12 protein-coding genes are annotated in these 10,739 nt (G+C 72.8%); 7 read left to right on the top strand and 5 right to left on the bottom strand.

The window, feature by feature from the left end; genetic code table 11:
• The first annotated feature begins 131 nt into the window (after positions 1-131).
• Positions 132-1,001, top strand: a complete 870-nt coding sequence (locus tag LG634_RS19200; RefSeq protein ID WP_226735094.1) for an alpha/beta fold hydrolase — start codon at positions 132-134, stop codon at positions 999-1,001.
• A gap of 226 nt (positions 1,002-1,227) precedes the next feature.
• A complete protein-coding gene (locus LG634_RS19195) occupies positions 1,228-1,380 on the top strand; it encodes a DUF8834 family protein (protein WP_007266367.1) in 153 nt (50 codons plus the stop codon).
• A gap of 89 nt (positions 1,381-1,469) precedes the next feature.
• Here the strand turns inward: LG634_RS19195 and LG634_RS19190 are convergent, their stop codons facing one another.
• The 4 genes from LG634_RS19190 to LG634_RS19175 all read right to left on the bottom strand — a co-directional run bounded on the left by LG634_RS19190 (position 1,470) and on the right by LG634_RS19175 (position 4,459).
• Positions 1,470-2,075, bottom strand: a complete 606-nt coding sequence (locus LG634_RS19190; RefSeq protein ID WP_226735093.1) for a MarC family protein — start codon at positions 2,073-2,075, stop codon at positions 1,470-1,472.
• A gap of 113 nt (positions 2,076-2,188) precedes the next feature.
• A complete protein-coding gene (locus LG634_RS19185; protein WP_226735092.1) occupies positions 2,189-3,055 on the bottom strand; it encodes a PHP domain-containing protein in 867 nt (288 codons plus the stop codon).
• A gap of 90 nt (positions 3,056-3,145) precedes the next feature.
• Positions 3,146-3,790, bottom strand: coding sequence for a DUF6758 family protein (locus LG634_RS19180; RefSeq protein WP_226735091.1), 645 nt, complete (start codon positions 3,788-3,790; stop codon positions 3,146-3,148).
• 84 nt (positions 3,791-3,874) lie between these two features.
• Complete coding sequence (locus LG634_RS19175) at positions 3,875-4,459, bottom strand: suppressor of fused domain protein (protein WP_226735090.1); 585 nt, start codon at positions 4,457-4,459, stop codon at positions 3,875-3,877.
• Between the two features lie 400 nt (positions 4,460-4,859).
• On the opposite strand from LG634_RS19175, the gene LG634_RS19170 reads away from it, so the two are divergent.
• Positions 4,860-5,972: a magnesium and cobalt transport protein CorA gene (locus LG634_RS19170; RefSeq protein WP_226735089.1), complete on the top strand. Its 1,113-nt coding sequence runs from the start codon at positions 4,860-4,862 to the stop codon at positions 5,970-5,972.
• 57 nt (positions 5,973-6,029) lie between these two features.
• A complete protein-coding gene (locus tag LG634_RS19165; protein WP_226735088.1) occupies positions 6,030-6,545 on the top strand; it encodes a hypothetical protein in 516 nt (171 codons plus the stop codon).
• Between the two features lie 22 nt (positions 6,546-6,567).
• On the opposite strand, the gene LG634_RS19160 is transcribed toward LG634_RS19165, so the two are convergent.
• The gene (locus tag LG634_RS19160) at positions 6,568-7,356 is read right to left on the bottom strand and encodes a hypothetical protein (protein WP_226735087.1); all 789 of its coding nucleotides are present in this window, start codon (positions 7,354-7,356) and stop codon (positions 6,568-6,570) included.
• A gap of 203 nt (positions 7,357-7,559) precedes the next feature.
• On the opposite strand from LG634_RS19160, the gene LG634_RS19155 reads away from it, so the two are divergent.
• The 3 genes from LG634_RS19155 to LG634_RS19145 all read left to right on the top strand — a co-directional run bounded on the left by LG634_RS19155 (position 7,560) and on the right by LG634_RS19145 (position 10,723).
• Positions 7,560-8,831 (top strand): magnesium transporter MgtE N-terminal domain-containing protein, encoded by a 1,272-nt coding sequence (locus LG634_RS19155; RefSeq protein WP_226735086.1) that lies wholly within the window; start codon positions 7,560-7,562, stop codon positions 8,829-8,831.
• A 91-nt stretch (positions 8,832-8,922) separates the two neighbouring features.
• A complete protein-coding gene (locus LG634_RS19150) occupies positions 8,923-9,519 on the top strand; it encodes a DUF1003 domain-containing protein (RefSeq protein WP_372482457.1) in 597 nt (198 codons plus the stop codon).
• A 43-nt stretch (positions 9,520-9,562) separates the two neighbouring features.
• Entirely contained in the window at positions 9,563-10,723 is a 1,161-nt protein-coding gene (locus LG634_RS19145) for an Mrp/NBP35 family ATP-binding protein (RefSeq protein ID WP_264203307.1), read from the top strand.
• Positions 10,724-10,739 lie beyond the last annotated feature (16 nt).

The raw sequence follows: 10,739 nt of genomic DNA, 5'->3' as shown, positions 1-10,739 counted from the left end.
CGCCGCCGCACGCGCACCCGCAAGGCCGCCGAGGCCCCGGAGGCGTAGGCACAGCACGGCCCGCAGGCCCGGTTCCCCGCTCGTCGGGGGGCCGGGCCTGCGGCGTGTTACGGGCCGGTAGGTTGTGCGGTATGAGCAAGCCGCCGCGTCTGACCCTGCCTCCGTGCGCCCGTGCGTACCGTCTGCGCACCGCGCGCGGGGAGTTCGCCGTCCACGAGGCCGGGCCGGCCGTGCTGCCTGGCACCGTGCTGCTCGTGCCGGGGTTCACGGGCAGCAAGGAGGACTTCATCGGCCTCCTGGAGCCGCTGGCCGCCGCGGGCCGGCGGGTGGTGGCCGTCGACGGCCGCGGGCAGCACGAGAGCGAGGGCCCGCGCGACGAGTCCGCGTACGCCCTCGACGAGCTGGCCCGGGACGTGCTGGCGCAGGCGGCGGCGGTGGCCGACGGCGGGCCGGTGCACCTGGTCGGGCACTCCTTCGGCGGACTGGTGGCCCGGGCCGCGGTGGTCCGCGAGCCCGGCGCGTTCGCCAGCCTGACCCTGATGAGCAGCGGCCCCGGCGCCATCGCCGAGGACCAGCAGCCCCGTACGAAGCTGCTGGTCGCGGCGCTGGAGTCGACCGGCGGCGACATGCCGGGCATCTGGCAGGCGATACGGGCCATGGATCCGGAGGACGCGGTCCCCGACGCGCCGGCGCTCGCCGCCTTCCTGCGGGACCGCTGGCTGGCCACCGTGCCCGAGCAGCTGATCGCGACCGGCCGGGCGCTGGTATCCGAGCCGGACCGGATCGACGCGCTGCTCGCCGCCGCTCCGCGGCTCCCCGTCCACGTGCTGTCCGGCGAGGTGGACTACGCCTGGCCGGTCACTCGAATGGATGACATGGCGGCGCGCCTGTCGGCGGCCCGTACGGTCGTCCCGGGCGCCGAGCACTCCCCCAACGCAGAGGCCCCGGAGGCCACTGCTGCGGCCCTGCACGCCTTCTGGTCGGCCGTTTCGGGCGGCTGACGGCACCTCCCCCGGGCGCCCCGCGCCCCCGTCCGGCGTTGCTCCGGTCGAGGGGCGGATGTGGCGACGGTTCCCTAGGATGGGCGAATGTGACGGACGTCACGCATAAGGTCCGCGAGACCGGCTAATATTTAGCCAGTGAAAAAATTTCCTTAGCGTAGGGAATGTTTGTCCCCTACACCTCGTTGGACCGTGTGCAAGGAGTACACAGACGAAGGGAGAAGCCGTGCGCTTCGAGATTCTGCGCCTGGACGACGTCGACGGGACCGCCGTGGACAGCACCGTCGTGGACGCCGCCTCCGTCAACCGGATCGTGCAGCAGGCCGCCGCGATCGGCCAGCGCATCCTCATCCGACCGGCCGAGTCCGCGTCCTCCTGACCGGCGGGACCGACACACCCACACGTGCAACGCCCCCGCACCTTCCGGTGCGGGGGCGTTCGCGTGCGCGGGGGCCGGCGGGCGCGGGGTCAGGCGCCGCGGACCACCTGGAGCACACCGTTGATGATCTGCTGGACCGCGATCGCGGACAGCATCATGCCGGCGAGCCGGGTCACGAGGACCACGCCGCCGTCCTTGATGACCCGGATGATCACCAGCGAGTAGCGCATCACGAGCCACAGCACCACGTGCATGGCGGCGATCGCCGTCCACACCGACAGCTGGCCGCCGAACCCGTCGGCCTTCTGGACGGCGAGGATCACCGAGACGATCGCACCCGGACCGGCCAGCAGGGGCATGCCCAGCGGGACGAGGGCGACGTTGACGTCCTTGGTCTGCTTGGGCTCGTCCGTCTTGCCGGTGAGCAGGTCGAGCGCGATCAGCAGGAGCAGCAGACCGCCCGCGATCATCAGCGCCGGCACCGACACGTGCAGGTAGTCCAGGATCTGCTGACCGCAGAGACCGAACACGGCGATCACGCCGAAGGCCACGCAGACGGCCTGCCAGGCCATCCGGCGCTGCACCTTGACGGGGCGGCCCGAGGTGAGCGCGAGGAAGATCGGGGTGATCCCCGGGGGGTCCATAATCACAAAAAGCGTGAGAAAGAGGGATCCGAAAACGGCAAAGTCGAACACAGTGATGGCCTTGCAGGAAGAGGTGTACGAAGTACGCGGAAAGGGCGCGCGGAAGCACCTGCGGGGACCGGGCGGCGTCGTGCGGCCGGCCGGTGGGGTGTGGAGGGGGCCCGTCAGGCGCTGTGGAGTCCGCCGGCGCCCGGCACCGGGAACGCCCCGAAGGCACGGCGGGTGATCTCGCCGTAGATCTCGGGGTCGGTGGTGAACTCGCCGAGCCGGCAGGTCTTGCGGCTGCCGTGGTAGTCGCTGGAGCCGGTGGTCAGCAGTCCGAGTTCGGCGGCGAGGGCGTGCAGGCGGGCGCGGGTGGCGTCGTCGTGGTCCATGTGGTCCACCTCGATGCCGTCGAGTCCGGCCGCCGCCAGCTCGGCTATCGCGCTCTCCGGGACGGTCTGCCCGCGCTTGGCGGCGCCGGGGTGCGCGAAGACCGCGACTCCGCCGGCCGCCTTGACCAGGCGGATCGCCTCGAACGGGTCGAGCTCGTGCTTCTCCGCGTAGGCGCGGCCGCCGTCGGCGAGCCACTCGGTGGTGAAGGCGTCGGAGACGGTCTTCACGACGCCGAGCTCGACGAGGGCGGTGGCGATGTGCGGGCGGCCGACGGAGCCGTCGCCCGCGATGCGGGCCACCTGCTCCCAGGTGACCGGCACGCCGAGGGCCTGGAGCTTGCCGACCATGGCGCGGGCCCGGGGGACGCGGTCGTCGCGGACCAGCTCCCGCTCGCGCGCGAACGCGGGCTCCTCGGGGTCGAAGAGGTACGCGAGCATGTGCAGCCCGACGCCGTCGAGGCGGCAGGACAGCTCGGCGCCGGTGACCAGGGTGAGACCGGCGGGCAGTGCGGCGACCGCCTCCGCGTGGCCCCGGACCGTGTCGTGATCGGTGATCGCGACGACGTCCAGTCCCGCGGCAGCCGCGTTCCTGACCAGCTCGGCGGGGCTGTCCGTACCGTCCGAGGCGGTGGAGTGGGCGTGCAGATCGATACGCACGGCGCTCCATGTGACTACGGACGGAAAGGGGACGCCCCATGATACCCCGCGCGCCCGCCCCTCCCGGGGCCCGGCCCGCGCCCCGCGGGGTCAGTCCGAGGAGAGGATGCGGGGGGTGAGGGCGCCGCAGGGGACGAGGTCGAGTTCGGCGCCGGCGTCGCGGAGGTCGGTGAGGACGAGCTCGTCGTACATGAGGAGGCCGGACTGCTCCGGCCAGACGACGGCCCACAGCCACAGGCCCCGCGCCTCGCCGACGAAGACCGCCCGGTCCTCGGGCGTCCCCGTGACGTGCCACAGCGGAGTGGGACGCCCGGCCGCCACGACCTTCGCGTGCGGCGGCGCGGACACGTTGATCCGCGGCCCGGGATCCGGCCCGTCGATACCGGCGTACCGCGCCCCCAGCCCCACCCCCAGCTCCTCCGCCACCAGCACCAGCTCGCCCATGCCGCCGAGCGGCCCCGGCCCGGAGCAGGCGACGGCCGTGGCCCGCCCGCCGCTGCGGTCGTCTCCCGCGCACGCCACCCCGGTGAACAGCCACCCGACCGGCAGCGGCCACGGCATCCACACCGGCACCTGCGCCCGGTTCACGACCACCCCGAGGCCTTCGACACTCGGCGGGATGACCGGTTGCAGCGGTTGCACGGCGCCGTGGACGGCGCACTGCCAGGTATCGGCGAAAAGACCGGGCGCCCTGACCCGGCCACCGCACTTAGGGCAAGTCGGTTCACCCCTCATAACTGCCCACGCTCCTCCCCAGCCGCCGCCCCGTCAAGACACGATCACCCGTCCGGATGCCATGCGTACCCGCCGTGGCCGCGGTCAGTCCAGCGCGACCGACGCCCGCAGGGGGTCGCGGAGGTCCGTGCCGCGGGCCAGCCACCGCTCCTGGAGCGCCGCCGCGCCGTGCACCCGCTTCCAGGCCGCCTCGTTCGGCGTCATCGGCAGCAGCGGCAGGAACCGCACCGGCTCCAGCGGCTCGTCCAGCTCCAGGTCCTCGACCAGCCCGCCCGGCTCGGCGACCAGCACGGACGTGAACGGCGCGCCCGGCCACAGCGGTTCCCCGACGTCCAGCGAGGCGCCCGGGGCCACCACCAGGCCCTCGACCTGCGGCGAGGCGGCGAGCACCGCCAGTGCCCGGAGCACCTTGTCGGTGTCGGCGGCGCCCGCCCGGACCGACAGCACGAGTTCGGCCCGCGGGCCGCGCAGCGGGTCGGCCACCATGGCCGTCGGGTCCGCCATCGGCTGCCCGGACATGCCGAGGGTGGCGTACCGCACCACCTCCCCCTCGGTGAAGCGGAGCACCTCGATGCGGTCGGTGCCGAGGAAGGTGACCGCCGCGCGTGCATCGGGTTCGCCGAGCGCGGTGCGCAGCCGGGCTTCTACCAGAGCGAGAACTTCTGCCATGCGGTGAGCATAGAACTGCTATCCGCCGGGTAAAGGGCCCGTCTTGACCATCTGTCGGCTGATAGTGTTGACCGCCGGTCAGGGCAGCGTGCAGAAGAGCCAGTTCCGCGCCCCGACCCAAGGACATCCCCTACGGGGGACCGGCCGGAGGAGGTGGGGTCTGCGATGGACCGAAGTCGATCGTGCAGTACCAACCGCTCTTCGGCGGGGTCCTGCCTTCCGGTCTGACCCCTTCCGCCCGGCCGTGACCACGGTCGTCCGGTTCCGTCTCCCGTGACGGCATCCCGCTTCGGTGAAGAGCGACGGCAGCACTTTTCCTCCCGTCCTGTGCCTTCCGCCTGCCCGCAGCGGGCCGGAGGTCTCCCGTCCGTGCGGTCGCGGCCGCACGAAGGAGCCTGCCATGTCGATGATCCGTGACCTGCGCGCAGCCGTACGCCCGTCCCTGCGCAAGCCCAGCCCGGCGCACAGCCTGTACGACCCGACCCGCGACCCCTCGGCGAGCAGTGCCGTCGTGGACTGCGCCGTGTACCGCGGCGGCCGCCGGCTGCCCGGGGAGTGCCTGTCCCCGCGCGAGTCGATGCGCCGGGTCCGCGAGGACGGCGGGTTCGTGTGGATCGGCCTGCACGAGCCCACCGAGGCCGAATTCGCCGGCATCGCGAAGGAGTTCGGCCTCCACCCGCTGGCCGTCGAGGACGCGGTGCACGCCCACCAGCGGCCGAAGCTGGAGCGCTACGACGACACCCTGTTCACGGTGTTCAAGACGATCCACTACGTCGAGCACGCCGAACTGACCGCCACCAGCGAGGTCGTGGAGACCGGCGAGGTGATGTGCTTCACCGGCCGGGACTTCGTCATCACGGTCCGGCACGGCGGCCAGGGCTCGCTGCGCGCACTGCGCCACCGGCTGCAGGACGACCCCGAACTGCTCGCGAAGGGCCCCTCGGCGGTGCTGCACTCGCTCGCCGACCACGTCGTCGACGGGTACATCGCGGTCGCCGCGGCCGTGCAGGACGACATCGACGAGGTGGAGAGCGCGGTGTTCGCCGCCCCCGCCAAGGGCAGCCCGCGCGGGGTGGACGCGGGCCGCATCTACCAGCTCAAGCGCGAGGTGCTGGAGTTCAAGCGGGCGGTGGCCCCGCTCCAGCGGCCTCTGGAGCTGCTCAGCGAGCGGCCGATGCGACTGGTCGACCCGGCCATCCAGAAGTACTTCCGCGACGTCGCCGACCACCTGGCACGGGTGCACGAGCAGGTCGTCGGCTTCGACGAGCTGCTGAACTCGATCCTCCAGGCGAACCTGGCGCAGGCGACCGTCGCGCAGAACGAGGACATGCGCAAGATCACCTCCTGGGCCGGCATCATCGCCGTCCCCACCATGATCTGCGGCGTGTACGGGATGAACTTCGACCACATGCCGGAGCTCCACTGGAAGTACGGCTACCCCATGGTGATGGGCGCCATCGTCGGCATCTGCTTCACCATCCACCGCGCCCTGCGCCGCAACGGCTGGCTGTAGCGGGATCCGTCCGCTCCCCCGCCCGGACGGGACCCGCGCCCCGTCTAGTCTGTGCGCATGACACTCAGCACGCTCGAACTGGCCCTCGTCGAGGAGGCCGCGAAGAAGTCCGGTCTCGTCTGGGTCCGCGGCAGCGGACCCGACCGGGCACTGTGGCACGCCTGGGTGGACGGGGCGGTGCACGTGCTGGGCGACGGGCCGGGCGAGCAGCCGTTCCCGGGGCTCTCGGACGGCGGCACCGCTGAGGTGACGGTCCGCAGCAAGGACAAGGGCGGCCGGCTGGTCGCCTGGACGGCGTCGGTGACGGAGCTGGCCCCGGCGTCGGAGGCCTGGGAGACGGCGGCCGCCGAGCTGAAGGGCAAGCGGCTGAACGCGCCCGACTCGGAGGAGATGACCGCGCGCTGGGCCCGCGAGTGCCGGCTGCTGCGCCTGGAGCCGGTGGCCGTGGCGGCCGCCCTGCCGGAGGGCTCGCTGGCCGCGGCCCCGCTGCCGTCGCCCGCCGTCACCCGGCGGCCGGTCCCGGCGGCCCTCCCGAAGCTCCTCCTCAAGCGCAAGCGGGCGAAGAAGGGCTGACTCCGCCCGCTCCCCCGCCGGCTCAGCCCCGGGACGGGAGCTGGGAGCCGTAGTCGAGGGTCTCGTCCTTCGGCGGGGCGGTCAGCGTGAACGGCTTGTCCCAGTCGGCCAGCTCCATGATCCCGGCGCCGCCGGCCCGCTCCAGGCGCAGCGGGAACGGCGTGCCGATCAGGGAGACGTCGAGGCGGCCGCCGGCGCCCTTGTCGGCGGTGATCTCGATGGTCCGAACGCTGCCGACCTTCCGGTACGCGCCCTTCTCCAGCTTGCCGTTCAGCCCGAGCAGTCCGTCGAGCAGGACGTCCATCTCTGTGAAGCCGCGCAGCTGCTTGTAGGAGGGGTCACCGGCCGGGACCTTGACGTACTTGTCGCCGAGCTTGTCGGCGGCGGCCTCGCCGTCCGCGCCGTCCGCCGTGCCGGAGGGCGTCGGGGCGGGCGAGCCGGTGGCGTCGGCCGGCTTGCGGCCCCAGAACTCGGCGTCGGCCTTCAGGTACAACTCCTCGCCGACCCGGAGCAGCTCGAAGGTGCTCCCGCTGGCCTTCACGCGGCCCGCGCCGCCGTCCGCCTTGAGCCGCATGTCGAGGGTGAAGGACTTCCCGCCGCTGACGACCGTGCCGGACAGCCGTACCGCGTCCGCTTCGGTGGCCGCCGAGCGGGCCTTCGCTTCGATGGCGTCTGCGGCCAGCTTGCCCACCCCGTTGGTGCCCTTGTCGGGGTCCTCCCCGCAGCCGGTGGCCGCCACGGCCAGGCCGGCGCACAGCGCGCCGACGACGGCGGCCCGGCGGAGCCGGACGGCCGGGGGGAACACGATCACGGGCGGGCCGCCTCTCGTCTGGGCTCGGTGCAGCAGGCAGCGTACCCGGGCGTAGCCCCGCGTCCGGGACCCAGGTGCGCCGCACGCCGCGCCGGGCCGGGGCGCCGGGTGCCCCGGGCGGCTGCCCCACCAGCGCGGAGCGCCGGGGCACGGGCTAGCCTGAGAGCCGTACCAGGCGAAACGGTTCACGAGGAGGCGCACGGATGGCAGGAGGCGCCCCCCGGATCTTCGTCTCGCACCTGGCCGGAGTGCCCGTCTTCGACCCCGCCGGGGACCAGGTCGGCCGGGTCCGGGACCTGGTCGCGATGCTGCGGGTGGGCGGGCGGCCGCCGCGGCTGCTGGGCCTGGTCGTCGAGGTGGTCAGCCGGCGCCGGATCTTCGTGCCGATGACCCGGGTGACGGGCGTCGAGTCGGGGCAGGTCATCACCACCGGTGTCGTCAACATGCGCCGCTTCGAGCAGCGCCCGACCGAGCGGCTGGTGCTCGGGGAGCTGCTGGACCGACGGGTGCACCTGGTCGACGGCGGCGAGGAGGTCACCGTCCTGGACGTGGCCATCCAGCAGCTGCCGGCCCGCCGCGACTGGGAGATCGACCGGATCTTCGTGCGCAAGGGCAAGGGCGGGGCGCTGCGCCGCCGCGGCGAGACCCTGACCGTCGAGTGGTCGGCGGTGACCGGCTTCTCGCTGGAGGAGCACGGGCAGGGCGCCGAGAACCTGGTGGCGACCTTCGAGCAGCTGCGGGCCGCCGACCTGGCGAACGTGCTGCACCACCTGACGCCCAAGCGGCGCGCCGAGGTGGCCAACGCCCTCGACGACGACCGGCTCGCGGACGTCCTGGAGGAGCTGCCCGAGGACGACCAGATCGAGATCATCGGCAAGCTGAAGGAGGAGCGCGCGGCCGACGTCCTGGAGGCGATGGACCCGGACGACGCGGCCGACCTGCTCTCCGAGCTGCCCGAGGACGACCAGGAACGGCTGCTGACGCTGATGCAGCCGGACGACGCGGCCGACGTGCGGCGGCTGCTGTCGTACGAGGAGCGCACCGCGGGCGGTCTGATGACGACCGAGCCGATCGTGCTGCGCCCGGACGCGACGGTCGCGGACGCGCTGGCCCGGGTCCGGCAGTCGGACCTGTCGCCGGCTCTGGCGGCGCAGGTGTACGTGTGCCGGCCGCCGGACGAGACGCCGACCGGCAAGTACCTGGGCACGGTGCACTTCCAGCGGCTGCTGCGCGATCCTCCGTTCACGCTGGTCAGCTCGATCGTGGACACGGACCTGCGGCCGCTGCGGCCGGAGGCCTCGCTGGCCTCGGTGACCAGCTATCTCGCCGCGTACAACATGGTGGCGGTGCCGGTCGTCGACGAGAGCGGTTCGCTGCTGGGCGCGGTGACCGTGGACGACGTACTCGACCACCTGCTGCCGGAGGACTGGCGGGAGACGGGCTTCCACGCCGAGGAGGGCGTCGGTGGGCACTGAGCGCAGCCGGCGCGAGCCGGGGCGGGAGAGGTCCCGCGAGAAGGCACGTGAGAAGGCGCGCGAGCACGGGCTGGCGGACCGGCTGGAGGAGCTGGCCGAGCGGGCCCGGGAGCGGGCCGACCGGTCCGAGCGGTCGGAACGCGCGGAGCGGGCGAAGGCGGGGTCGACCGGGTCGAGCGCGCTGTCGCGGTCGCGGGTGCGGCTGGACCTGCCGAAGGCGCCGCGGCAGAAGCTGCTGCCCGAGTACGACCCGGAGGCGTTCGGGCGGACGTCGGAGCGGATCGCGCGGTTCCTGGGCACGGGCCGGTTCATCGTCTGGATGACGCTGGTCATCATCGTGTGGGTGCTGTGGAACATCTTCGCGCCGTCGGCGCTGCGGTTCGACGAGTACCCGTTCATCTTCCTGACCCTGGCGCTGTCGCTGCAGGCCTCGTACGCGGCCCCGCTGATCCTGCTCGCGCAGAACCGGCAGGACGACCGGGACCGGGTCAACCTGGAGCAGGACCGCAAGCAGAACGAGCGGTCCATCGCGGACACCGAGTACCTGACGCGGGAGATCGCGGCGCTGCGGATGGGCCTGGGCGAGGTGGCGACGCGGGACTGGATCCGCTCGGAGTTCCAGGACCTGATCAAGGAGATGGACGAGCGGCGGCTGTTCCCGCACGAGAGTGACGAAGGCGACCGCTGACGGGCTTTCCCGGCGCGTGCTACCGGGCCGTACCATCGGGGACATGGCTACCGACACACCCTCTGCCGCCGTGCCCGATCAGGACGCGATCCTGGACGCGCTGGCAACGGTCAACGACCCCGAGATCAACCGGCCGATCACCGAGCTCGGCATGGTCAAATCGGTCGAGATCGGCGAGGGCGGCGCGGTCGCCGTCACGGTCTACCTCACGGTGTCGGGCTGCCCGATGCGCGAGACCATCACGAAGAACGTCCGCGAGGCGGCCCTGAAGGTCGCCGGCGTCACCTCCGTCGAGGTGACCCTGGACGTGATGAGCGACGAGCAGCGCAAGGAGCTCGCGACGTCGCTGCGCGGCGGCACGGCCGAGCGCGAGGTGCCGTTCGCGAAGCCGGGGTCGCTGACCCGGGTGTACGCGGTGGCGTCCGGCAAGGGCGGCGTCGGCAAGTCGTCGGTGACGGTGAACCTGGCCGCGGCGATGGCCGCGGACGGGCTGAAGGTCGGCGTCGTGGACGCGGACATCTACGGCCACAGCGTGCCGCGGATGCTGGGTGTGGACGGCAAGCCCACCCAGGTCGAGAACATGATCATGCCGCCGTCCGCGAACGGCGTGAAGGTGATCTCCATCGGCATGTTCACCCCGGGCAACGCGCCGGTGGTGTGGCGCGGCCCGATGCTGCACCGGGCACTCCAGCAGTTCCTGGCGGACGTGTTCTGGGGCGACCTGGACGTACTGCTGCTGGACCTGCCGCCGGGCACCGGTGACATCGCGATCTCGGTGGCGCAGCTGGTGCCGAACGCCGAGATCCTCGTGGTGACCACCCCGCAGCAGGCGGCGGCCGAGGTCGCCGAGCGGGCCGGTTCGATCGCGGTGCAGACCCACCAGAAGATCGTCGGCGTGGTCGAGAACATGTCCGGGCTGCCCTGCCCGCACTGCGACGAGATGGTCGACGTGTTCGGCACCGGCGGCGGTCAGCTGGTCGCGGACGGCCTGACGAAGACCACCGGTGCCACCGTGCCGGTGCTCGGCCAGATCCCGATCGACGTGCGGCTGCGCGAGGGCGGGGACAACGGCGAGCCGGTCGTCCTCGCGGACCCGGACTCCCCCGCCGGCTCGGCCCTGCGCGCGATCGCCGGCAAGCTCGGCGGCCGCCAGCGCGGCCTCTCGGGCCTCTCCCTGGGCATCACGCCGCGCAACAAGTTCTGAAAAACGGACGGGGTGC

It is taken from the genome of Streptomyces bambusae, assembly GCF_020532645.1.
GTDB lineage: Bacteria > Actinomycetota > Actinomycetes > Streptomycetales > Streptomycetaceae > Streptomyces > Streptomyces bambusae.
Note: the sequence above shows the minus strand (reverse complement) of the source record. Positions and strands in the feature narration are given on the sequence as shown.

Excerpts from the sequence above, each read along its gene's own strand:
- LG634_RS19200 (WP_226735094.1), top strand. The coding sequence starts at position 132 with ATGAGCAAGCCGCCGCGTCTGACCCTGCCTCCGTGCGCCCGTGCGTAC.
- LG634_RS19180 (WP_226735091.1), bottom strand. The coding sequence starts at position 3,790 with ATGAGGGGTGAACCGACTTGCCCTAAGTGCGGTGGCCGGGTCAGGGCG.
- LG634_RS19175 (WP_226735090.1), bottom strand. The coding sequence starts at position 4,459 with ATGGCAGAAGTTCTCGCTCTGGTAGAAGCCCGGCTGCGCACCGCGCTC.
- LG634_RS19170 (WP_226735089.1), top strand. The coding sequence starts at position 4,860 with ATGTCGATGATCCGTGACCTGCGCGCAGCCGTACGCCCGTCCCTGCGC.
- LG634_RS19165 (WP_226735088.1), top strand. The coding sequence starts at position 6,030 with ATGACACTCAGCACGCTCGAACTGGCCCTCGTCGAGGAGGCCGCGAAG.
- LG634_RS19155 (WP_226735086.1), top strand. The coding sequence starts at position 7,560 with ATGGCAGGAGGCGCCCCCCGGATCTTCGTCTCGCACCTGGCCGGAGTG.
- LG634_RS19145 (WP_264203307.1), top strand. The coding sequence starts at position 9,563 with ATGGCTACCGACACACCCTCTGCCGCCGTGCCCGATCAGGACGCGATC.